This window comes from Achromobacter marplatensis (genome assembly GCF_002209535.1).
In the GTDB taxonomy this organism is placed as follows: domain Bacteria; phylum Pseudomonadota; class Gammaproteobacteria; order Burkholderiales; family Burkholderiaceae_B; genus Achromobacter; species Achromobacter marplatensis.
Genome location: NZ_NJIG01000007.1, coordinates 57,017 through 79,003, shown reverse-complemented (window position 1 = coordinate 79,003; position 21,987 = coordinate 57,017). Strand labels below are relative to the sequence as shown.

18 protein-coding genes are annotated in these 21,987 nt (G+C 66.4%); 7 read left to right on the top strand and 11 right to left on the bottom strand.

The genetic code is table 11. The features are described 5' to 3' along the window. On the top strand, window positions 1-1,761 hold the full coding sequence (locus CEY09_RS17785) for an ABC transporter ATP-binding protein (protein ID WP_088589679.1): 1,761 nt from the start codon (window positions 1-3) through the stop codon (window positions 1,759-1,761). Between the two features lie 81 nt (window positions 1,762-1,842). Here the strand turns inward: CEY09_RS17785 and CEY09_RS17780 are convergent, their stop codons facing one another. Continuing rightward, window positions 1,843-2,499 carry an aspartate/glutamate racemase family protein gene (locus CEY09_RS17780; protein WP_167390109.1) on the bottom strand — a complete coding sequence of 219 codons (657 nt, stop codon included), beginning with the start codon at window positions 2,497-2,499 and terminating at the stop codon, window positions 1,843-1,845. Between the two features lie 78 nt (window positions 2,500-2,577). On the opposite strand from CEY09_RS17780, the gene CEY09_RS17775 reads away from it, so the two are divergent. Further along, entirely contained in the window at window positions 2,578-3,534 is a 957-nt protein-coding gene (locus CEY09_RS17775; RefSeq protein WP_088589677.1) for a LysR family transcriptional regulator, read from the top strand. Here CEY09_RS17775 and CEY09_RS17770 read toward each other — a convergent pair. From CEY09_RS17770 to CEY09_RS17760, 3 genes are all read right to left on the bottom strand, one after another. Further along, window positions 3,531-4,463 (bottom strand): N-carbamoyl-D-amino-acid hydrolase, encoded by a 933-nt coding sequence (locus tag CEY09_RS17770; RefSeq protein WP_006226762.1) that lies wholly within the window; start codon window positions 4,461-4,463, stop codon window positions 3,531-3,533. The two genes, CEY09_RS17775 and CEY09_RS17770, sit on opposite strands and share 4 nt — an antisense overlap. A gap of 84 nt (window positions 4,464-4,547) precedes the next feature. After that, window positions 4,548-6,017 (bottom strand): dihydropyrimidinase, encoded by a 1,470-nt coding sequence (hydA, locus tag CEY09_RS17765; protein WP_088589676.1) that lies wholly within the window; start codon window positions 6,015-6,017, stop codon window positions 4,548-4,550. 289 nt (window positions 6,018-6,306) lie between these two features. Continuing rightward, the gene (locus CEY09_RS17760; protein WP_006226764.1) at window positions 6,307-6,732 is read right to left on the bottom strand and encodes an Lrp/AsnC family transcriptional regulator; all 426 of its coding nucleotides are present in this window, start codon (window positions 6,730-6,732) and stop codon (window positions 6,307-6,309) included. A gap of 124 nt (window positions 6,733-6,856) precedes the next feature. On the opposite strand from CEY09_RS17760, the gene CEY09_RS17755 reads away from it, so the two are divergent. The 3 genes from CEY09_RS17755 to CEY09_RS17745 all read left to right on the top strand — a co-directional run bounded on the left by CEY09_RS17755 (window position 6,857) and on the right by CEY09_RS17745 (window position 11,492). Beyond that, window positions 6,857-7,909, top strand: coding sequence for an ornithine cyclodeaminase (locus tag CEY09_RS17755; RefSeq protein ID WP_088589675.1), 1,053 nt, complete (start codon window positions 6,857-6,859; stop codon window positions 7,907-7,909). 175 nt (window positions 7,910-8,084) lie between these two features. Then, on the top strand, window positions 8,085-9,575 hold the full coding sequence (locus tag CEY09_RS17750) for an EAL domain-containing protein (protein WP_088589674.1): 1,491 nt from the start codon (window positions 8,085-8,087) through the stop codon (window positions 9,573-9,575). 36 nt (window positions 9,576-9,611) lie between these two features. Further along, window positions 9,612-11,492, top strand: coding sequence for a hypothetical protein (locus tag CEY09_RS17745; RefSeq protein WP_113914602.1), 1,881 nt, complete (start codon window positions 9,612-9,614; stop codon window positions 11,490-11,492). A gap of 11 nt (window positions 11,493-11,503) precedes the next feature. Here the strand turns inward: CEY09_RS17745 and CEY09_RS17740 are convergent, their stop codons facing one another. The 7 genes from CEY09_RS17740 to CEY09_RS17710 form a co-directional block, all read right to left on the bottom strand. Continuing rightward, window positions 11,504-11,716, bottom strand: a complete 213-nt coding sequence (locus CEY09_RS17740; protein ID WP_006226768.1) for a DUF1059 domain-containing protein — start codon at window positions 11,714-11,716, stop codon at window positions 11,504-11,506. 205 nt (window positions 11,717-11,921) lie between these two features. Next, window positions 11,922-14,006, bottom strand: a complete 2,085-nt coding sequence (locus CEY09_RS17735) for a putative bifunctional diguanylate cyclase/phosphodiesterase (RefSeq protein WP_088589672.1) — start codon at window positions 14,004-14,006, stop codon at window positions 11,922-11,924. Window positions 14,007-14,219: 213 nt separating this feature from the next. Then, window positions 14,220-15,116 carry a LysR substrate-binding domain-containing protein gene (locus CEY09_RS17730; protein WP_088589671.1) on the bottom strand — a complete coding sequence of 299 codons (897 nt, stop codon included), beginning with the start codon at window positions 15,114-15,116 and terminating at the stop codon, window positions 14,220-14,222. Window positions 15,117-15,189: 73 nt separating this feature from the next. Beyond that, on the bottom strand, window positions 15,190-16,086 hold the full coding sequence (locus CEY09_RS17725; RefSeq protein ID WP_208625069.1) for an ABC transporter permease: 897 nt from the start codon (window positions 16,084-16,086) through the stop codon (window positions 15,190-15,192). 2 nt (window positions 16,087-16,088) lie between these two features. Continuing rightward, entirely contained in the window at window positions 16,089-17,039 is a 951-nt protein-coding gene (locus CEY09_RS17720) for an ABC transporter permease (protein ID WP_088589915.1), read from the bottom strand. Window positions 17,040-17,056: 17 nt separating this feature from the next. Further along, window positions 17,057-18,700 carry a peptide ABC transporter substrate-binding protein gene (locus CEY09_RS17715; protein WP_088589670.1) on the bottom strand — a complete coding sequence of 548 codons (1,644 nt, stop codon included), beginning with the start codon at window positions 18,698-18,700 and terminating at the stop codon, window positions 17,057-17,059. Between the two features lie 47 nt (window positions 18,701-18,747). Further along, complete coding sequence (locus CEY09_RS17710) at window positions 18,748-19,875, bottom strand: NAD(P)/FAD-dependent oxidoreductase (protein WP_208625068.1); 1,128 nt, start codon at window positions 19,873-19,875, stop codon at window positions 18,748-18,750. Window positions 19,876-20,222: 347 nt separating this feature from the next. Between CEY09_RS17710 and CEY09_RS17705 the strand changes: the two genes are divergently transcribed. Together CEY09_RS17705 and CEY09_RS17700 are read left to right on the top strand one after the other, a co-directional pair. Continuing rightward, the gene (locus CEY09_RS17705; protein WP_158218678.1) at window positions 20,223-20,636 is read left to right on the top strand and encodes a Rid family hydrolase; all 414 of its coding nucleotides are present in this window, start codon (window positions 20,223-20,225) and stop codon (window positions 20,634-20,636) included. After that, on the top strand, window positions 20,623-21,978 hold the full coding sequence (locus tag CEY09_RS17700; protein WP_158218677.1) for an NAD(P)/FAD-dependent oxidoreductase: 1,356 nt from the start codon (window positions 20,623-20,625) through the stop codon (window positions 21,976-21,978). The genes CEY09_RS17705 and CEY09_RS17700 overlap by 14 nt, the downstream gene beginning before the upstream one ends. Window positions 21,979-21,987: the final 9 nt, after the last annotated feature.

Below are 21,987 nucleotides of genomic sequence, written 5' to 3'. Positions count from 1 at the left end.
ATGAACGAGACACTACTGGCGGTTGAAGGCCTGAGCGTGGAGTTCGGCGCCCGCGCCAAACCGTACCGCGCGGTGAAGTCGCTGGACTTCACCATTGGCCGCGGTGAAACGGTGGCGCTGGTGGGCGAATCGGGCTCGGGCAAATCGGTGACGGCGCTGTCCATCCTGCGCCTGATCGAACGTGCCGGCGGCCGCATCGCCACGGGTGCCGCCCGCTTCGTGCCGCGCGACGGCCGGGAAGTGGATCTCTTCAAGCTGCCCGAGTCAGATCTGCGCCGCATCCGCGGCAACGAGATCTCGATGATCTTCCAGGAGCCCATGACGTCGCTGAACCCGGTGATGACAGTGGGCGAGCAATTGGCCGAAGTCTATCTGCTGCACCAGGACATCTCGCGCGAGGAGGCCTGGACGAAGGCCGAGGCCATGCTGGTGGCCGTGAAGATGTCGGAACCCCACCGCCGCATGACGCAATACCCTGGCGATTTGTCCGGCGGCATGCGCCAGCGCGTGATGATCGCCATGGCCCTGGCGTGCCGCCCGCAGCTGCTGATCGCCGATGAGCCCACGACCGCGCTGGACGTCACCGTCCAGGCCGAGATCATCGACCTGATCCGGGACCTGCAGCGCGAAGTCGGCATGGCCGTGCTGTTCATCACGCACGACATGGGCGTGGTGGCCGAGATTGCCGACCGCGTGGTGGTGATGCGCCATGGCGACAAGGTCGAGGAGAACGCCACCGTGGCGCTCTTTGACGCCCCGCAGCAGCCCTACACGCGTGACCTGCTGGCCGCCGTGCCCAAACTGGGCGATGGTTCGCCCGACGAGGCCGTGGTGCAGGATCGGCCCAATGTGCTGGAAGTGACGGGCCTGGCCAAGCGTTTCCCCGTGAAGGCGGGCGCGTTCGGCAAGGTGGTGGCCAATGTGCATGCGGTCGAAGGCGTGTCCTTCACCCTGCGCGCCGGCGAAACGCTGGCGCTGGTGGGGGAATCCGGCTCGGGCAAGTCGACCACGGGCCGCCTCCTGATGAAACTCGTGCAGCCCACGGAGGGCGCGATCCGGCTGGTGGGCCAGGACGTCACGCACATGTCGCCCGACAAGATGCGCGACATGCGGCGGCACATCCAGATGATCTTCCAGGATCCGTACGCGTCACTGAACCCGCGCCTGCACGCGTGGGACCTGGTCAGCGAACCGCTCAAGGTTCACGGCGGGTTCACGCGCGAACAGCGCCGTGAACGCGCCGCGCAACTGCTCGAGCGCGTCAACCTGCCGCGCGAATTCCTGGACCGCTATGCGCACCAGTTCTCGGGCGGGCAGCGCCAGCGCCTGTGCATCGCGCGTGCGCTGTCGGTGAACCCCAAGATCATCGTGGCGGACGAGCCCGTGTCCGCGCTGGACGTGTCGGTGCAGGCGCGCGTGATCGAACTGATGAAGGAACTGCAGGCCGAGATGGGCTTGTCGTACCTGTTCATTTCGCACGACATGGCGGTGGTGGAGAAGGTCAGCCACCGCGTGGCCGTGATGGTGATGGGGCAGATCGTCGAGATCGGACCCACGCAGGAAGTGCTGCATCGGCCGCGCCATCCGTACACGCAGCGCCTGTTGTCTGCGGTGCCGATCCCCGACCCGGCACGCCGTCATCAGCGCACCGTGCGCGCCGCGCGCGATATCCCCAGCCCCATCCGCAAGGTGGGTGACAACCCGCAGGTGCCGCAATTGGTGCAGGTTGGCGCGGGGCATTTCGTGCAACAGGCGGCATGATGGGTCACGCGCGTTGGGCGGCGGGGTTTTTGCCCGACGCCCTGCGCGCTGCACCCCTCCTACGGAAGACCCATCCGTCTTCTACCGACCGAACAGCCGCCCCGCCGCCATCGCCACGGCGGCCTGCGTCGGTTCCACTACCGGCAGCCCGCAAGCGTCTTCCAGCCGGTCGCGCAGGTCGGCCATGCCGGCGCATCCCATGATCAGCACCTCGGCGCCATGCGCGTCGCGCAAGGTCTTGCCGACGGTCGCCATGCGCGCAAACGCCAGGTCGGCGTCGGCCAGGTCGCTGACTTTCATATCCAGCGCCAGTTCCGCGCAAATGCGGTCGGCCACGCCCATCTGGCGGAAGTAGCGCAGGTGGCGCGGGACGGATGCGCCCGCGATGGCGATCACGCCAATGCGCGTCGCCATGCTCATGGCCGTCAGCACCGAGCACTCACCGATGCCCAGCACGGGCGCCGCCACCAGGTCGCGCAGGCCATGCAGCCCGGGGTCGCTGAAGCACGCCACGATAAAGGCGTCGGTCTCGGCCGCTTCCTGCAGGAACAGCTGCGCCATCGGCGCGATGCTGGCGTCGGCTTCGGCCTGGGTCTGGATGCCGGCCGGCCCGCCGGTGGAGGTGAGGCAGCGGAACGTCAGCGGCAGGCGCTCGAACGGCGCGACCGCGCGGGCGATGGCGTCCGTGACCTTGGTCAGCGAGTTCGGGTTTACGAGGGTGATGCGGGCGTTGGGCACGATTGAGTAGAATCCCTGCAAAAGAGGCGGACACGCGCAGTGCGCGCAGCGCCCAGGTCAAGAGGAAAGAAAAGCAGCATGTCGGAATTACCCGGGAAGGTCCGGTCTGGCCCGTTGAACCTGCGGCAGATCGAGGTGTTTCACGCCATCATGATCACGGGTTCGCTCAGCGCCGCCGGGCGGCTGCTGCATGTGACGCAGCCCGCCATCAGCCGGGTGCTGGCGTCGATAGAATTGCGCTTGGGCTATGCGCTGTTTGAACGGTTCAAGGGCCGCCTGCATCCCACCAAGGAAGCGCGCAAACTTTTCCAGGAAGTGGAATCCATTCAGGCGGGCGTCAACCGGCTGAACGATATGGCGGCTGGCCTGGCGGGCCATGGCGGCGGCCTGGTCAGCGTGGTGTCCAGCCCCAGCTTCGGCGAATGGCTGATCCCGGCGGCCACGGCGAAGTTCTGCGCCCGCAACCCCGGCGTGCGCATCCGCTACCGGCCGCTGGGCATGGATGCGTTGCTGCCCCAGTTGCTGCTGGGACACGCGGACATCGCGATTTCCACGTTCAAGCCCGAACACCCCAACCTGATCACCAGCGAGCTCGCGCAGGGCGAGATCGTCTGCGTGCTGCCCGCCGGCCACCGGCTGGCGCGCGAGAGCGTCATCGAACCGGCGATGCTGGCCGGCGAGATGCTGGTGGGCTATGGGCGCGACACGCCGCTGGGCGAAACCCTGTTCAACTACCTCGAGCCTCTGGGGCAGGCGGTCGCCCCGGCCATCGAGGTGCGTTCGTCCCAGACGGCCTGCTCGTTCGTGCGCCAAGGCGTCGGTGTGGCCCTGGTGGACTCGTACGGCCTGACGGATGCGCTGATGCACGGCATCGTGGTGCGTCGTATCGAGCCAGCGATTTCGTTGTCGGTGCACGTGTCCCATTCCCGGATCGAACCTCCGCCATCCATCGCCAAGGCGTTCCTGACCCAGTTTTCCCAGATCGTGAAGAAAGAATTGCCTGCGATGACGCAGGCAATCATCAGCCGGGCTTAGACCACTTCCGGCACGGGCAGCGGTTCGCCGGCGCCGGTGCGTTCAGTGATCAGCTTGTAGTGGTGCGGGCTGCGGTGCTTGGCGAAGTTGAAGACGTGGTCGCGGAAGGTCTGGCCCATGCCCAGGTCGATCTTCGCGGTGATCACTTCGTCTTCTTCGCCGCTGGAACGCGCCACGATCTCGCCGGACGGCGCCACGATCATCGAGCTGCCGATCATGTGGTGGCCGTCTTCATGGCCGCACTTGGCGGCGGCGCCGACCCACACCGCGTTCTGGTAGGCGCTGGCTTGCAGCACGATCTCGTGCGTGGTCGTGCGCCAGTGCGCGGGCTCGTCCCAGTGGATGTTCAGGGACGGCGTGTTGTAGCCCAGCACGATCAGTTCGGCGCTTTGCAGCGACATCACGCGATACGTCTCGGGCCAGCGGCGGTCGTTGCACAGGCACATGCCGATCTTGACGTCGTTGGTGTCCCACACGCCGAAGCCCAGGTCGCCCACTTCGAAGAACTTCTTCTCCAGATGCTGGAACGGCGCGTCGACTTTGTGGTCCGAGTGGCCGGGCAAGTGGATCTTGCGGTATTTGCCGATGATCTTGGCGCTGCGGTCCACCAGGATGGCCGTGTTGAACTGGCGGCCTTCCGGCGTCAGTTCGGCGTATCCCAGGTAGAAGCCGATGCCCAGTTCGCGCGCCGTGTCGAACAGCGGCTGCACGTCGGCGTTCGGCATGGTCTTTTCGAAGTAGCGGTCGACGGCTTCCGCGTCTTCCATCCAGTAGCGCGGGAAGAACGTCGTCAGCGCCAGTTCCGGGAACACGACGAATTCCGCCTTGCGGGCGGCGGCCTCGCGCATCATCTCGACCAGGCGGCGCACGACTACCGCGCGGGTGTCGGCCAGGTTCACGGCGCCCATCTGGGCGACCGCCAGGCCCATTTTGCGGGAGGGGGTTGCGTTGCTCACGATATCAATCTCCAGGTGTTCTTATCGAACGGGGTTCAAGTGCAAGGCGCCGCGGGGTCACGGCTCGATCACGTTCGGGAAAATTTTGCGCAGCAAGGCGGCGCGCGGCGAGATCTCGCGCGTCTTCTGCAGCGGGGCGGGCAGGCCGCGGGCGATGAAACGGCCGCGGCCGCGCGCAGCCTGCAGCGCGCCCTCGTCGACGATGACCTCGCCGCGGCTCACTACCGTGGTGGGCCAACCCGTGACCTGGCGACCTTCGTAGGGCGTGTAGCCGACGTTGTCGTGCAGCGTGGTGGCCGACAGCGTCACGACGCGTTCGGGGTCCCAGATGGCGATGTCGGCGTCCGCGCCCACGGAAATCGTGCCCTTCTTCGGGTACAGGCCGTACATGCGGGCGTGATTGGTGGACGTCAGCGCCACGAATTGCTGCAGCGTCAGGCGGCCGCTGCGCACGCCTTCCGAGAACAGCAGCGGCATGCGCACTTCCAGGCCGGGCAGGCCATTGGCGATCTGCTTGAACGTGGTGGCGTCGCCCGCGGGCAGCTTGCCGGATTCGTCGTAGCGGTACGGTGCGTGGTCGGACGACAGCAGCGCCAGCGTGCCGCTGTCCAGGCTCTGCCACAGGGCCTGTTGCGACACCGGGTCGCGCGGCGGCGGGCTGCAGCAGAACTTGGCGCCTTCAACGCCGGGAATGTCGATGTCTTCGGCCGTGAGCAACAGGTAGTGCGGGCACGTCTCGCCATAGACGGGCGCGCCCAGCGTCTGCGCGGCGTGGATGGCCTGTGCGCCGCCCTGCGTGGACACGTGCACGATCAGCACCGGCACCTCCAGCACGGACGCCAGGCTGATGGCGCGCTGCGTGGCTTCGTTTTCGGCGATGGGGTCGTGGCTGACGGCGTGGTATTTCGGCGCGGTGTGGCCGGCGGCCAGCAGATGGCGCGCGATCCAGCTGATCACGTCGTTGTTTTCGGCGTGCACCATGGGCAGCGCGCCCTCGCGCGCGGCGATCGCAAACACGTCCAGTAGCTGCTTGTCGTCCAGCTTGAGCTTGTCGTAGGTCATGAAAACCTTGAACGACGTGATGCCGGCGCGGATCAGCTCGGGCAAGTCGTGGTTCAGCGTCTGCGGCGTAGGGTCCGAGATGATCAGGTGATAGCTGAAGTCGATGACCGATTTCGCCGCGGCGGAGGCAGCGTACTCGTCCGCCACCTGGCGCAGCGATTGCCCGCGGTGCTGCGCGGCGAACGGCACGATGGTGGTGTTGCCGCCATGGGCCGCGGACACGGACGCGCTGTACCAGTCGTCGGCGCACAGCACGCCCATGCTGGAGAGCTGTTCGACGTGGCAATGGCTGTCGATGCCGCCCGGCATCACCAGCCTGCCGGTCGCGTCGATGGCGCGCTTGCCGGCGGGAAGCCGGGTCGAGATGGCGGCGATGACGCCGTCGACGATGCCGATGTCGCCAATGAAATCGGCATCCGCGGTGACGATGCGGCCGTTGTGCAGAGTCAGGTCGAAGTCGGTCATGGGGTGTCTGGACGCAAGGGTTGCTTGCCGCGAGGCGCCTGACGGCGGGCGCGGCTGAAGGTGCAAGCATGCATGCGCCGGCGGAAATCCGATACCGCGCGACGGCGCGCCGCGGCAGGCGGCGGTACGCACGGGAATTTCCGCTAAGACACTGATTGGATTGAGGATTCAGGAGGCGTCGGCATCGGCGCTGGACCCCACGCATAACGCTGGATCATGGACGCTATGCAAACTTTTATATCGGGTTTCCCCGCGCTTTGCGGCGCGGGCTCCCCAGACGGCAAGCGCCTCAGAACGCTTTGAACGTCTTCAAGTGGATGCTGGTTTCGGTGGCCGAGATGCCCTTGAGCGTGCGCAGCCGGTCCAGCACTTCGGACAGCTGTTCGATGGTGGGCACGCGCAATTCGGCCAGCAGGTCCCAGCGGCCGTTGGTGTCGTGCAGGCCGGCCACGCTGGGTTCGCCCATCAGCAGGTTCACGATCTTGCGGGTTTCATGGCCTTCGACGGCGATGCTCATCCAGGCCACGATGTCTTCGGTTTCGACTTCGGGGCGCAGCCGCACGGTGTAGCCGACGATGATGCCCCGCTCTTCCAGCTTGCGGATGCGGTTGTCGATGGTGCCGCGCGAGACATCCAGCTTCTTCGCCAGCGTGGCGACAGACAAGCGGGCATTGGCGCGCAACAGGCCCAGCAGGCTCTGATCTAGCGTATCCATTGTGAAAAATGCTAATTGTGACTGTCGTAATGCCAGAATCTTAGCGTTTCGTGTTGAATGTTGTCACTATGAATTGGTTTGGCCGTCCGCCAGAATTTCTGTTCCATAACTCGGGGAGAAAATTTTGACGACACTGCTGACGACTTCGGACGTAGCCAATATCGTGGCCTTGGAAGGCCCGCGCAAGGTCTTTACCGACCTGCTGGACTATGTGCTGGCCGACTTTCTGCGATGGCAGGAATTCGACAAGTGCGCACGCGTAGCCAGCCATTCCGCCACCGGCGTCATCGAACTGATGCCCACCGCCGACAACGAGCTCTACAGCTTCAAGTTCGTGAACGGCCACCCGGACAACCCGCAGGCCGGCCTGTCCACCGTGATGGCTTTCGGCGCCCTGGCGCAAGTCAGCACGGGCGAACCGCTGCTGATCAGCGAACTGACCCTGACCACCGCCCTGCGCACCGCCGTGACCTCTGCCCTGGCCGCGCGCGCCCTGGCCCGGCCGGATTCGCGCACCATGGCGCTGATCGGCAACGGCGCCCAAGCCGAATTCCAGGCGCTGGCCTTCCACTACGTGCTGGGCATCGACACGCTGCACGTCTATGACGTGGACCCCGACGCCACCCGCAAGCTGGAAAGCAATCTGGCCACCGTGGCCCCGTCCTTGCGCATCGTGCGTTTCGAAAGCACGGCCCAGGCCGTCAAGGGCGTGGACATCGTCACCACGGTCACGGCCGACAAGGCCTACGCCACCATCCTGACCGCCGACATGGTCGAGCCGGGCATGCACATCAATGCGCTGGGCGGCGACTGCCCGGGCAAGACGGAATTGCATGCCGACGTGTTGCGCATGGGCCCGGTCTTCGTGGAATACGAGCCGCAGACGCGGATCGAAGGCGACCTGCAGCAGATGCCGGCCGATTTCGCCGTAACGGAACTGTGGCGCGTCCTGACGGGCCAGAACGGCGGCCGTCAAAGCGCCGCGGAAGTGACCATCTTCGACTCGGTCGGTTTCGCGCTGGAAGATTTCTCGGCCCTGCGTTGGTTGCGCGACAGCGCGGCCCGGCACGGCGTCGGCACCCGCATCGAAGTGGCGCCGCAATTGCAGGACCCCAAGAACCTGTTCAACGTGGTGCGCACGGCCCGTAGCGGCCAGTCCGCCCTGGTGCAGGGATAGGCTCGCGCGGTTTTCGCCAAAAAAAGACGCCCATTCCGAAGGATGGGCGTTTTTTCTTTTGGGCGGAAGGCAGGGTTGCGGTTACATTGCCTTACGCGCCGACCTCTCCTCGGCAGGCGCAGCCAGCCTCTTGCCCCCGATGTCACGTTTCCGAATTGCGGCTGTAGTCCTGTCGATGTCGACGCTGGGTCTCCTGGCGGGACTGGCGGCGGGTCGGCTGATCGAAGTCAACCAGGTCGACGACAGGCTTTCCCGGCACAACAGCCGCTTGCTGGCGCAAGCCGTGCGCGTGTCGCAGGAAAGCCAGCGTTTGATCCAGGCCGCCACGCACAGCACCGACCTGTGCTCGGAATCCGACGTCGCCACGTTGCGGGTGCTGTTGTTCAACGCCACGTTCCTGCGTGACATCGGCCGCCTGCGCGACGGCATGCTGGTGTGTTCCGCGGCCTGGGGCGTGCTGGCGTTTCCCCACCCCCTGCCGCCCGCCTCCTTCACGACGCGCCATGGCACCACCTTGTGGGTGGGGGCGGCCAACATCATCGATCGCCGGATCATCGGCGACATGGCGGCGCGCAACAACGTGGTGGTGTTCACCGCGCCGGGGGCCTTCGACGGGTTTCCAGAACCTGGTTCAGGCATCGATTCCCAACTGGTAACCCGCGATGGCGCGCACGTCTTCCGCCGTTTCGGCCGCACGGACGGCCTGGTGTTTTACGAGGGCGCCAGCCCTTCCGAGAACAATCTGCGGGCCGAGCGCCTGGTGGCGGAATGCGCCCCGCCCACGGCGCCCGACATCTGCGCGGTGTCGCGCGTCAGCTCGCATGACTGGTTCACGCTGCCGGCGCTGATCCTGGCAGGCACGGGCGCGCTCGTGGGCGGCCTGCTGGCGGGCCTGTGCGTGCTGTGGCACCAGCAATCCAAGAGCGAGCGGGCCGCGTTGCGCAAAGCCATCCGCCGCGGCGGCGTGCAGGTCCGCTACCAGCCGCTGCGGGAGCTGTCCACGCGCCGCCTGGTCGGTGTCGAGGCCCTGGCGCGCTGGCGCGGGCGCGACGGGTCGGCGGTGCCGCCGGCGCTGTTCGTGCCGCTGGCCGAAGAGATGGGGCTGGGCCGCGAATTGTCCCGCGTGGTGACGCAGATCGCCCTGCACGATCTGGCGGGCCGGCTGCGCGACGCCACCGGTTTCTACGTCAGCATCAACGTGTCGGCGGAAGATCTTCAGGACGACGCCTACCCCGACTTCCTGCTGCGCACGGTGAACGAGCAGGGCATTGCGCCGCCGCGCGTGGCGCTGGAGATCACCGAAGGCTCGCCGCTGTCGGACGGCCACGTGCGCGGCATCATCCGCACGTTGCGCACCCAGGGGTTCCGGATCCTGATCGACGATTTCGGCACGGGCAATTCCAATCTGAACTACCTGGCTGAAATGCAGGCCGACACCATCAAGCTGGACCGCCGATTCACGCAGGCCATCGGCGCGGAACCGGCGGGCACGCTCATCATCGACCACGTCATCGATATCTCGCGCGCGCTGGGCGTGGGGCTGATCGTCGAAGGCATCGAAACCGAAGACCAGGCGCAATACCTGACGTCGCGCCAGCCCGCCGCCGTGGGTCAGGGATGGCTGCTGGGGCGGGCGGTGCGGGCGGAAGACATCCCCTTGGCGTGACAGCGGGGTGCCAATCCGGCCCCGTATACTGGCGCCATGAAGCCACTGACCCGTACTTTGCTGGCTGTTTCGCTGCTGTCTGCTACGGCCGCCTTATGGCCCGCCACGGGCGTCGCGGCCACGCCCGCCGCCGCAGCCGAAGCCCCTGCCGAAACCTCCCCCGAAACCCTCTCGCCGTTCCTGCACCACATGCAGGAAGCGCACCGCCTGATGGCGGAAAAGGACTGGCCCGCCGCCGATGTCGCGGCAGGCCACGCACTGGAGGCCGCCCGGGCGAACGCGAACAGCTATGAAGAATTTGATGCGGTCGCCACCGTGGTCAGCCTGCTGCGCCGGCAGCAGCGCTATGCCGAGGCGCGCCGCGCCGCCGAAGCGCAGATTGCCATCTTCGACAAACGCGACGCCAGCCAGGATGCGATCTCGCAGTTGCTGGTCATGGCCATTCGCGAGGGCGCGGCAGCGGGCGAAGCCGCCGATGTGGCGCGCTTGCAGGAAAGGGTCTATGCGCAAGGCAACGCCTACCCCGGGCAGTGGACGCGCGAGGCCGACGCGCACCGGCTGGACTATGCGCTGGCCGGCATGAGACTGCCCCTGACGGTAGGCCGCTGGGCGCTGGTCAGTTTCAGGCCGGCGGACCAGCGCGGCGAGCGCGCGCAACTGGACTACGTGCAGACGCTGGATGACGGGCGCGCGGTGACCGCCCGCGTGTGGATCGCCTATCGCGAAGACCTGCGCGCCAAGGACGCGCCAGCGCGGCGCGAGGCCCTGGCCAAACGGATGGAGACGCCGGACGGCGACCAGACGCCCGCGCCGGACGTGGAACCCGCGTTGCCGGATCTGCCATTCAAGGACGCGATCGCGTCCAAGCGCGCGCAGCAGGCAGAGTATCCGCGCGGCGTGGGCGTCGAAGCGCAGTGGATCGCGGTGCGTGGCGACTGGCAAGTGGAGGTGCGGGCGTCGTTCGCGAAGGACAAGCAGGCTGAGGCCGTCGCGCAGTTGCGCGCGTTGTTCGACGCCATGGCGTGGGATCGCGATGTGCGCCTGTTCCGCGACAAGCCCATGGCCGAGCAAAGCCGCGAGATCGAGTCCTATTGGTCGATGGCGCGCGACTGGCCGCAAGCGGCCAAGCTTGCACAGGCCGCGCTGCCGGATGCGGCGTTCCCGCTGGAGATCGCCCGGTTGAACACCGTGACGGGCCGCGCGGCCTACGGGCGCGATGACCTGGCGACCGCGCGCCGCGATCTGGATGTGGCGCTGGCCGCCTGGGCGCACGCCGGCAAGGCGTATCACGACGAAACGCTGTACCAGACGGCGCTGGATGTCGCGGCCGACATCGCCTACCGCCACGGCCGCACGCAGGACGCGGTGGCGTTGAGCCGGCAGTTCGTGGATTGGGTGGGCAGCCTCGGGCCGGCCTGGTCGATGCCGGCGGACGGCGCGGCGCTGCGTAATGCCGAGTCCGGCATGTCGTTGCCGCTGCGCTTGGGCGATTTCCGCCTGGAACCCATCGACCCGAATCGCTTCTACTACCGCAATCTGAAGACCGGCGAACAGCTGGGTCTGGCGGTGGACCAGAACGCCGCGCTGCCGGACGAAACGCTAGAGGCATCCATGCGGGCATTCATCGCAGACAAGCTGGGGCTGCGCATTCTGGACCTGGAGACGGAGGCGTTTTCTCCCGTTGCGCAGGCGGGCATGAACGGCGAACCGCAAGGGCGCAAGTGGACATTCCGGGTCGAGGCCAAGCCGGACGACGGCCGCACGATCGACCTGGGTGGCCCGGCCGCCGCGCCGCCCGCCCAGATGGTGTTCTGGGTGGTGGACCGCGGCAACAGCCGGACCATCCTGCGCGCCCCGTTGCCGGCCAATGGGGCGGCTTCGGGCGCAGCGCAATTCGCGCAGACGCTGGCCTGGTAGTGGCTGCGCCCTCACGCCCGAGGCGGCGCCTCCGCCGGCGGCGAGCCGTCATGGAACATGCCCTTGAGCTGCGTGCGCAGCTCCGGCGAGTCCGTGTGCTTGTGCACCGTGGTGGCGTGCTGCACGGCGGCTTCCAGCAGTTCGTCGTCAGTGTCCGCCGCCAACGCCACCGAGCAATTCATCTCGCTCGGGTATTCGCGGCAATCGATGTATTTACGGGTCATGGCGTTCTCCCTGCGCCGCGCGCTTTGGGGGCGGCTGGCGTGATGGAACCTTCGACGCGCGGGGCGGAAGGCATCGGGTCCGGTGGCGCGTCGCAGCGCACCCGATGATGCAGAAAGTATAGGTCTGCGCGGGCAGGAACGGGGCCTGGAATGCGGGGTCGGCCCCTGTTTGAAAGCGTCTGTGGAAGATGGCTATTGATGGTGGCTATTCGGCGCCGTCTGCAGGCGTCTCGTGCGACACCGGCCGCCCCAGCAGATAGCCCTGGAAGTGCGAGCACCCTTCTTCGGTCAGACGGTCCAGCTGCGCCGCGGTCTCCACCCCTTCGGCGGTGGTGGGAATGTCCAGGCTGCGCCCGATGCCGTTGATGGCGCGGATGATGGCAAGCGCTTCCTTGCTGGATTCGACGTCTTGCGTGAATGACTTGTCGATCTTGATCTTGTCGAATTCGAACGAGCGCAGATAGCCCAGCGAGGAATAGCCGGTGCCGAAATCGTCCAGCGCCACTTTCACGCCCAGCGCTTTCAACTGGTTCAGCGTATTCAGGTTGGCGGCCGAATTTGCCAGCAGCACCGATTCCGTGATCTCCAGCTCCAGCCGCCGCGCCGGCAGCCCCGACTTGGACAAGGCGGATTCCACCAGCGACACCAGCGCGCTGTTGGTGAACTGGCTGGCCGACAGGTTGACGGCCACGGTCTCGTGGTCGTCCCAGCGCATGGCCTCCGCGCACGCTTCGTGCAAGGTGAAGGCGCCCAGTTCATGGATCAGTCCGGTCTCTTCGGCAATGGGGATGAAGTCGTTGGGCATGATCAGGCCCTTGACCGGATGCTGCCAGCGCATCAGGGCCTCGCGGCCCACCACGCGCACGTGGCTGACATCCATGATGGGCTGGTAGTGCAGTTGCAGCTGCTGCCCCATGATGGCCTGGCGCAGGTCCATCTCGACTTCATGGCGCTTGAGCGCCGCAGTCTCCATTTCCGGCTTGAAGAAGGCCAGGCAATTGCGACCGTTGCGCTTGGCCTCGTACAGGGCCATGTCGGCGTAGCGCAGCAGGTGGTCGGCCGAGCAGTCGGGCGTATCTGCCAGCGCGATGCCGATGCTGACGCTGATGGGCACGGTATGGCCGTCGATCTCGAAGGGTTGGCGCACGGTTTCGAGCAGGCGTTCCGCCATCCTGCGTACGTCTTCCTGTTGGCCGATATTGGGCAGCACGATGGCGAATTCATCGCCGCCCAGCCGGGCCAGGGTGTCCTGCTCGCGCAGGCTTTTGGGCAGGCGCTTGGCCAGCAGGCGCAGCAGTTCGTCGCCGTACGGGTGGCCCAGCGTGTCGTTCACGCTCTTGAAGTTATCCAGGTCCAGGCACAGCACCGCCGCTGTGCGGTCGGCACTGCGGCTGTTCAGCGCCTTGAGCAGCTGTTCGCGGAACAGCCGCCGGTTGGGCATGCCGGTCAGGGTGTCGTGATGCGCCATGTAGCGCACCTGCGCATGGGCCGCGTTTTCGTCCGTGACGTCATCCGAGATCAGCAGCACGTAGCGCGACCGCGGATCGTTGCTGTGGAAAACCAGGGTCTTGGTGCGCAAGGTGCGCGTGCCGCGCGCCGTGGCCAGTTCCTCTTCCGCTTCGCGCAGGGCGCCGTCCGAGCGCAGCGCCTCGTTGGTCAGGCGGTCGAAGAATTCGCAGACGGCCGCCGGCAGGCATTGCTGCGCGGTCTTGCCGATCATGGCGGTGCGGTCGGCGCCGAAGGTCGCTTCGGCCTGCCGGTTGGCCAGCAGGATGGTGCGCGACACGGCGTCCTGCACCAGCACGCAAGACGGGATGTGCGACACCACGGCGTCCAGGAAGCTCGATAGCGAGGTCAGTTCGGTGTTGTAGTGTTCGGCCAGTTCCTTGGCGCGCAGCACCTGCTGTTCGCGTTCGCGCCGCTCGGTGTTGTCGCGCGTGACTTTCGCGAAGCCGATCAGGTCGCCCTGGTCGTCATGGATCGCGTCGATCACCACGTGCGCCCAGAACAGCGTGCCGTCCTTGCGCACGCGCCATCCCTCGGCTTCGAAGCGACCCTGTTCGCGGGCGCGGGCCAGCCCCCGCTGCGGCAGCCCCGCGTCCTGGTCGCCGGGCGTGTAGAAGCACGAGAAGTGCCGGCCTACGATTTCTTCCTGCGAGTAACCCTTGGCGCGCTGCGCGCCGGCATTCCAGTTGGCGACCGTGCCATCCGGATGAAGCATATAAATGGCATAGTCGACGACACCCTGCACAAGGTGCCGGTACATGACGTCGGAGTTGTCGATGATCATTGGATGTGGCGGGCAGGCGTGCCCGCCGCATGCATGTGAGCGCGCGCGAGGGCAGTCCCGCGGAAAAGGCTGTGGATATACGGCTTTACGTCGGACGGTTCGCAATATTTAACGCGTCAGCGCAAAAAACGCGAATCTTGCGAATGTTGTCGCAGAAACTCATTTCGTTGCACTGCGGAGCCCGCCGCCGCCCCGATTTGCACCGCCTTCAGGCTAGGCGTAGGACGCGATGATCGCCTTGGATTCCACCAGTTCGCTGACGATCCAGTCTTCCACCAGCTTGACCTGCCGGCGGTGGCGCAGAGCGGGACGGCGCACCAGGTAATACGACACGCCGGTAGGCACTGCCCGGCGCAGCGGGACGACGACCCGGCCATCCTGGATGGCCTGATCGGCCAGCACGACGTCCGCGATGGCCACGCCCAGGCCGGCCTCGGCGGCGCTCAAGGCCATGTCCAGCGCGTCGAAATCGAGGCCGCCCCGGGTGAAGAGTTCGATGCCGGTCTTCTCTGACCACGTGATCCAGTCCTGATGGTCCGGCAAGGGGTGCAGCAGCGTGGACTCGCGCAGGCCGCGTTCGGGGTCGGTTGCATCGATATGGCCCGGTGCGCACACCGGGACGATCCACTCGGCGTAGAGCTCGGTGGCGTCTTCGTGCGAAAAATTGCCCAGCGCGTAGCGGATGCCCAGGTCGGAGTCGGTCTCGTCGGCCGTCATGTCGTTGAGCCGCGTGCGGACCACGACCTTGATCATGGGGTATTGCTCATGGAAGCGCCGCAGCCGGGGGAAAAGCCAACGCAGCGCGAAGGTGGGAATCACCCGCAGCGTGACGATGTCCTGGTCGGTGTGCGTGGGGTCGAGAGCGTTGGCGATATGGTCGAACGCTTCCTTGACGGTCGTGGCCAGCTTGCGCCCGGCCTCGGTGATCTCCAGGCCGCTGTGGGTGCGCAGGAACAGCGTCTGCCCCAGTTGCTCCTCCAGGATGCGGACCTGGCGGCTGACCGCGCTTTCGCTGACGTTCAGGATCTGCGCGGCCTTCTTGACGCTGGTGTGGGCCGCCACGACTTCAAAGCAGCGTAGCGCGTTCAGCGAGGGCAGGCGTCGTTGCATCCCGTTCTCCAGGGCGTTGGGGTTAGGCTCGGCTCGGATCAAGGGGCACCGGCGGGCGCGCCGGCGGGATCATTCACTGGCTGCGCGGCTCGAGTATATTGCGCAGCCCTTCGCCGATGAAATTCACGCTGGTCACGGTCAGCGCAATGGCGACGCCGGGCACGATGGCCAGCCACGGCGCAGACGTCAGGTAGATCTGCGCGTTGTTCAGCATATTGCCCAGGCTGGCCACCGGCGGCTGGATGCCGTAGCCCAGGTAGCTGACATAGGATTCAAGCAGGATGGCGCGGGCCACGTTCAGCGTGGCGACGATGATGATGGGCCCCATGGCGTTGGGCAGCAGTTCGACGACCATGATGCGCAGCCCGGAGGCGCCGGCCGTCCGCGCCGCTGCGACATACTCGGTGTTGCGCAGCGACCGGTACTGGCCTTCGACCAGGCGCGCGACTTCCATCCAGCAGGTGGCCGAGATCAGGATGGTGGTCGACACGATGCCCGGCTTGACCAGCATGGCCAGGGCCAGGATCAGGAAGATGGTCGGGAACGCCAGCATGGCGTCGACGAAGCGCATCAGCAGGGCGCCCACGAAGCCGCGCCGGTAGCCGGCGATCATGCCCACGATGGTGCCGATCACTACCGATATCAGCATCGCTGCGAAACCGATCGTCAGCGAAATCCGCCCGCCGGCCATCAGACGGGCCAGCACGTCGCGGCCCAGTTCGTCCGTGCCCAGCAGGTGGCCGCCGGTCAGCGGGGGCGCAAAACGGTTCAGCACGTCGATATAGCTGGCGTCCAGGCGCAAGACCAGCGGCCCCGCAAAGCACAGAAGCACCATCAGCGCGATGGTCACGACGCCGGCGGTCGCCAGCTTGTTGCGGGTCAGGCGGCGCCAGCCGGCACGCAGCGGGCCGGGCGGACAGTACGGACCGGCGGCCGTGGCCGGATCAGAGATTCCAGGAGCTTTCATCATGCTCAGTCCATCCGAATACGAGGATCGGCGATGGCGTACAGCACATCGGCCAACAGCGAGCCCAGCATCACCATGATGGCGGACAGCATCAGAATGCCCATGACTACGGGGTAGTCGCGGTACTCCAGCGAATCGAAGAACAAGCGGCCCATGCCGGGCCAGCTGAAGACCGTCTCGGTGATCAGCGCGCCGCCCAGCAAGGTCGGGAACTGCAGGCCCACGAGGGTGATCATGGGCAGCAGCGCATTGCGCAGCGCATGCGACAGGATGATGGCGCGCCCGCCCGCGCCCTTGGCGCGCGCGGTGCGGATGTAGTCCTGCTCCAGGGTCTCGATCATGGACGACCGCATGAAGCGCGCCCACACCGCGGTCTCGACCAGCGCCAGCACCATGACCGGCGCGATCATGTGGTGCGCCAGATCCAGGAACGAGCCGTCGCCGAACGTCTGCTGGTTGCCCGCGGGCAGCCAGCCCAGCTTGATGGAGAACAGGTAGATCGCCATCAGCCCGAACCAGAAGGTCGGGATGGACAGCGCGATCATCGCGCCCACCGACGACAGCGCGTCCATCAGCGAATGCCGGCGGACCGCGCCCCAGATGCCGATCATGCCGCCCAGCAGCGCGGCGATGACGGTGGACACGGCCATCAGCGACAAGGTCGCCCCGATATGCGAACCGATGGTGGCCAGCACGCCGATGCCGTCACGGTAGGATGCGCCCCAGTCACCGCGCACCATGCGCAGTAGCCAGTCTCCGTATTGGATGAGGAACGGGCGGTCCAGGCCCATGCTGCGGGTCAAGCGGTCGATATCCTCTTGCGCCATGTTCGACGACTGCGCCAGCTGGGACAGCGGGCCGCCCGGCGACAGGTAGAGGATGCCGAATCCGATCAGGGAAACCAGCAACAGCAGCACCAGGGACTGGCCGCCGCGCTTGAGCAGATACTGGGTCATCAGGAGGCTCCGGCCCGTCAGCTTGCCCAATACCAACTGCGCATGTTCCAGCAGTTGGACGAGCTGTTGATGTTGTTTTCGTAGCCGACGAGCTTTTCCTTCACGGCTTCGATGATGACGGTCTGGGACACGGGCAACAGCACCAGGTCGGTTCGGACGATTTCCTGGATCCGATGATAGATGCGCTTGCGCTCATCCAGGTTGAATTCCCGGGTGCCCTGCACCAGAAGCTGATCCATTTCGGGGTTCTGGTACTGGTAGGTATTCAGGCCGCTGCCGCCCTTGGCGGGAATCGACGCGCTGGAAAAACGCGCGGTCACGTCGGGGTCGCTGCCCTGGAGGAAGTTGGAGGCCACCATCACCGACTGGTATTGCGACTTCTGCCAGAAATTGCCCCAGATGACGGCCGCCGGCATGTTCTCGATGGTCATCTCCACCCCAATCTGCCGCCAGTCCTGCATCAACAGCTGCTGGGACTGCTCGCGCGCTTGCGCGCCCGCCGTCGTGGAATTGGAGAACGCCAGGCGCTGGCCGTTCTTCACGCGTATGCCGTCGCTGCCCGGCACCCAACCCGCCGCGTCCAGCAGGGCGCGCGCGGCCTGCGGGTCATACCGGTGCGCCGGCAGCGCATCGTTGTACGCCCAATGGCCTTTGGGGACATAAGACTCGGTCGGTAGCGGACGGCCCTGATAGATGGCCTGGATGCGGGCTTCCTTGTTCATGCCCAGATACAACGCTTCGCGCACGGACTTGTCTGCGAAGGGGGCGAAACCCAGGTTCAGCGCCACGTGTTCGATAAAGGGGGTGGGCACGGGCATGATGCGCGCACCGCGCAGCTTGGCGGCTTCCTGCTCGAAACTGGGCTGGATGCCCGACAGCCCCAGGTAATCGATCTGACCGCTGCGGAACTGCGTGTACAGCATGGTCTGGTCGGGGATGTACTTGAAGATGACGCGCAGCAGATAGGGGCCCTGGCCGTGGTAGGCCGGGTTGCGTTCCAGCTGGATGTGGTCGCCGGCGCGGCGGGCGCCCCAGCGGAAGGGGCCGGTCCCGACCGGGGCCTGGTTGTAGGGCGCGGTGTTGGGGTCGGCGGCCGTGGCAAGCAGGTGCTCGGGGACCATGAAGGTCTGGGACAGCACCGACATGTAGGGCGTGAAGCTGCTTTCCATGCGCCAGTGGATCTCGTCGTCCGCCACCACGGTGATGTCGCGCACCAGCGCATGGCCCACGCGGTTGCGGGCCCGGAACGCCGGGTTGTTGATCAGTTCCAGCGTGTACTTGACGTCGCGCGCCGTGAACGGCTTGCCGTCGTGCCACGTGGCGTTCGTCTTCAGCTTCACCTTCCAGGTCAGGCCGTCCGCCGACAGCCCGCCATTGGCGACCGACGGCACCTCGCGCGCCAGGTCCGCCACGGTATTGCCCTGCGCGTCGATGAACCACAGGGTGCTGAACAGTTGCCACCAGACGCCCTGGTCGACTTCGCTGCCCGGCATCAGCGGGTTGAATACCGTGGGTTCCTGCGAAATGCCGGCGATCACCTGGCCGCGCGGGGCGGCGGGCGGCGTCGGCGCCGGTTGCGCCCACGCTGGCGCGACCAGCAGCGTGCCGGCGGTGGCCGACAGTTTCAGGAAATCCCGTTTGGAGAGCTTATGGTGGATCATGGCGTCCGTTTCCCCGTTATGGTTTGCTTGCTTGTTCGTTGCGGCAATCAGGCGGATCTGAGCGTGGCGCGGTCTGGCGACAAGGCCTCGGGCGTCAAGCCCTGCGCGCGCAACGCATCGGGCAGCGCCTTGCGCTGGGCCAATGCCGCCACGGCCTGCCCCATCGCGGGCGAGGTCAGCACGCCGCAGCCGCCCAGCGCCGCGTACCAGATGAAATCGGGGCTGTCGCTGCGCGCGCCGCAGACCGGATTGCGGTCACGCACGTAGCTGCGCACGCCGGCCCAGACACTGATGGGCCGCGGAACTCGCAACGTCGTTTCCTGTTCGATGTTGTAGATACCCTGGGCCACATCCAGCTCGTCCGGATAAACCTCGCCGGGCGCAACCGGCTGCGCATCGGCGGGCGAACCCATGAAGCAACCATGTTCCGGTTTCACATACCACTGGTAATCCGCATTGCACACATGCGGCCAGCGGGCGCCTTCGGCGCCTGGCAGCAACGGGAAGGTGAAGGCGGTGCGCTTGTACGGCGTGATGCCGATGGGCGCCACGCCCGCCATGTGGGCGACGGCGTCGGCCCAGCCGCCCGAGGCGTTGACCATCACGCTGGCGGTGTAGTCCTCGTCCTGGGTGCGGATGCGCCATTTGCCTTCCTGCCGTTCGATGGCCAGCACTGGCGTATTTGTCGCCAGCACCACGCCGTTTCGCTTGGCGCCCTTGAGGTAGGCCTGAAGCAAGGTGTTGACGTCGATGTCCTGGGCGTCGGTCTCGTGGACGCCCAGGTCGAATTTGTCGGCCAGCAGCGCGGGGAACAGGGCCATGGCCTGTTCGCGATCCACCCATTCGGCGGCGCCGCCCGCTTGCCCGATGCGTTCGTGCAGCTTGTCCAGCACGGCCTTCTGGCTATGGCGGCCGAGCGTCAGGCTGCCGCGCTGCTCGATCAGGGGCAGTTCGGCGAAACCCGCCGGCGGCGCCTGGAAGAACGCCCGGCTGGCCGCAGCCATGGCGCGCATCTGGTCGGCGGAAATGCCGACGGTGAACTGGCCCGCCGTGCGGCCCGAGCTATGGAATCCGAAATGCGGCTCTTGTTCGATCAACGCCACTTTTCCGGCCTGGGAAAGAAAGTAGGCGGCCGCCGCGCCTGAAATTCCGCCGCCGACGATTGCAAAATCCACGTGCATCCTGTGTTCCCCTGTCATCTGGAAGGCCGCCGGTTCTGTGACGCGGCGCCGGGCTGTTCCCGGAATGACCCGATTGAATCCCAACGCGTTCGGCAGTGTCGAGTCGAATAAATGGAATCGAAACCGCAATAATCTGCACCGTGTCGGAGTTCGCTTGGGCGCGGCGAAATGCGCTACGGGAAAACCATGATCGGCCGCGAGGAATTCCTTGTGACGCACCCGACCGCTGGCCATCAGTCGTTCTATTAATTGCATCCAGCCCTCGATTTTTTGACATCGACGGGGCCGTGCCTTTTGCGCGATCCTGCCTGCCAATGAAGCACTCCTGGATGAAAACCGACATGAACGACAACACGCGCCAACGCGGCGGCCGGCAAGCCATCTACTCGGGTAGCGAGTATGAACGCACTTACAGCTATGCGCGCGCCGTCGCGCTGAATGGCCACGTCCGCCTGTCCGGGACGACGGGCTACGACTATGTCGCCGACGTGCTGGCCGACGGCGCCCGCGCGCAGACCGAGCAGATCTTCCGCAACGCCCAGTCGGCGTTCCAGCAGGCGGGCGCGTCGCTGCGCGATGTGGTGCGGGTGCGCATCTATATCGCCCGGGCCGAAGACTACGACGCCGTCATGGATGTGTACGCGGAAGCGTTCCGTGGAGTGGATCCCGCGTGCACGACCGTGCAGGCGGGGTTGTTCGATCCCGCAATCCGGGTCGAGATCGATATGGACGCCATCGTCGATGCCGCCGCTTAACCTGTTGCGCCATGCGCCGGCGGACGCGGTGTCGCGCCTGCTGGACAGGACCGAGCCGCTGCCCGCGAGCGCCGATGTCGTCATCATCGGCGGCGGCATCATGGGCTGCAGCGCCGCCTGGTATCTGTCCCGCGCCAACTTGAAAGTGGTGCTGCTGGAAAAAAACCGGATCGCCTCGCAGCAGTCGGGACGCAATTGGGGGTTCGTGCGCTCGCTGTACCGCGATCCCGCTGAGCTTGCCTTGGCTGCCCAGGCCCTGTCGCTGTGGCCCGGACTGCGGGCAGAGCTGGGCCACGAGACAGGCTGGCGGCGCAGCGGTTGCCTGTTCCTGTGTGCGGACGAGGCCGAGCGCCGTTCCTACCAGGCATGGCTGGCCGAGGCAGGCGGCCGCGTCAGCGACACGCGGATGCTGAGCGCCGACGAGGTGGCGGCCAGGTTTCCGCTGGTGTCGCCGCGCACGGAAGGCGGCATCATCGCTGAATCGGACGGGCAGGCCGAACCCACGCTGGCGACCTTGGCGTTCGCCCGTGCGGCCGTCGGCGCCGGCGCGGTGGTGCTGGAGGATTGCGGCGTCAGCGCGCTGGACGTCGCGGGCGGCAGCATTCGCGGCGTGCAGACCGAGCACGGCCCGGTACGCGCGCCCATCGTCATCTGCGCGGCCGGCGCGCAAACCTTCCGCCTGTTGCAGGGCCTGGATGTGCAATTGCCGCAAAAGGTCGTGCGCAGCACGGTATCGCTGACTGCGCCCCTGCCTCCCATGGGCCTGCCTTGTTTTGTCGGCTACGGGCTGGGCCTGCGCCAGCGTCCCGATGGTTCCTGCATCATCGCCACCGATGCTGGTACGGACATCGACCTGACGCTGGATTCCCTGCGCGCGTCGCGGTATTTCGTGCGCGAAGTGGTCCGCAACCGCAAGGGTTTTTCGTTCCGCCTGGGCAAACCCTTCATCAATGACCTGCATACCCGGCTGTCGGTGCCGAAGTCGGATTGGGCGATCAAGCCCCGCGATCCGGACATTGCGCCCAACACGCATCGCGTGCGCGACAACCGCAAGCGATTCGCGGACCTGTTCGCGGGCATGCCGCCCGTCGAGATCGTGAAGTCCTGGGCAGGAAACATCGATGTGATGCCGGACGCCTTGCCGGTGATCGATGCGGCCTGGCCCGCCCGCGGCCTGATCATCGCCACGGGCTTTTCCGGGCACGGCTTCGGGCTGGGCCCCGCCGTGGGAAGCACGCTTGCCGCCCTGGCCCGCGGCGCCGAACCCAAGACCGACCTGGCGCCGTTCTCGGCCGACCGTTACCTGCGGGGGGCGTACTCGCGCCCCTACGCGGCCATCTGATACCCGGAG

Excerpts from the sequence above, each read along its gene's own strand:
- CEY09_RS17700 (WP_158218677.1), top strand. The coding sequence starts at position 20,623 with ATGCCGCCGCTTAACCTGTTGCGCCATGCGCCGGCGGACGCGGTGTCG.
- CEY09_RS17775 (WP_088589677.1), top strand. The coding sequence starts at position 2,578 with ATGTCGGAATTACCCGGGAAGGTCCGGTCTGGCCCGTTGAACCTGCGG.
- CEY09_RS17770 (WP_006226762.1), bottom strand. The coding sequence starts at position 4,463 with ATGGGCCTGGCGGTCGCCCAGATGGGCGCCGTGAACCTGGCCGACACC.
- CEY09_RS17740 (WP_006226768.1), bottom strand. The coding sequence starts at position 11,716 with ATGACCCGTAAATACATCGATTGCCGCGAATACCCGAGCGAGATGAAT.
- CEY09_RS17785 (WP_088589679.1), top strand. The coding sequence starts at position 1 with ATGAACGAGACACTACTGGCGGTTGAAGGCCTGAGCGTGGAGTTCGGC.
- CEY09_RS17745 (WP_113914602.1), top strand. The coding sequence starts at position 9,612 with ATGAAGCCACTGACCCGTACTTTGCTGGCTGTTTCGCTGCTGTCTGCT.
- CEY09_RS17730 (WP_088589671.1), bottom strand. The coding sequence starts at position 15,116 with ATGCAACGACGCCTGCCCTCGCTGAACGCGCTACGCTGCTTTGAAGTC.
- CEY09_RS17735 (WP_088589672.1), bottom strand. The coding sequence starts at position 14,006 with ATGATCATCGACAACTCCGACGTCATGTACCGGCACCTTGTGCAGGGT.
- CEY09_RS17760 (WP_006226764.1), bottom strand. The coding sequence starts at position 6,732 with ATGGATACGCTAGATCAGAGCCTGCTGGGCCTGTTGCGCGCCAATGCC.
- CEY09_RS17750 (WP_088589674.1), top strand. The coding sequence starts at position 8,085 with ATGTCGACGCTGGGTCTCCTGGCGGGACTGGCGGCGGGTCGGCTGATC.
- CEY09_RS17705 (WP_158218678.1), top strand. The coding sequence starts at position 20,223 with ATGAACGACAACACGCGCCAACGCGGCGGCCGGCAAGCCATCTACTCG.
- CEY09_RS17720 (WP_088589915.1), bottom strand. The coding sequence starts at position 17,039 with ATGACCCAGTATCTGCTCAAGCGCGGCGGCCAGTCCCTGGTGCTGCTG.
- CEY09_RS17725 (WP_208625069.1), bottom strand. The coding sequence starts at position 16,086 with ATGATGAAAGCTCCTGGAATCTCTGATCCGGCCACGGCCGCCGGTCCG.
- CEY09_RS17715 (WP_088589670.1), bottom strand. The coding sequence starts at position 18,700 with ATGATCCACCATAAGCTCTCCAAACGGGATTTCCTGAAACTGTCGGCC.
- hydA (WP_088589676.1), bottom strand. The coding sequence starts at position 6,017 with ATGACCGACTTCGACCTGACTCTGCACAACGGCCGCATCGTCACCGCG.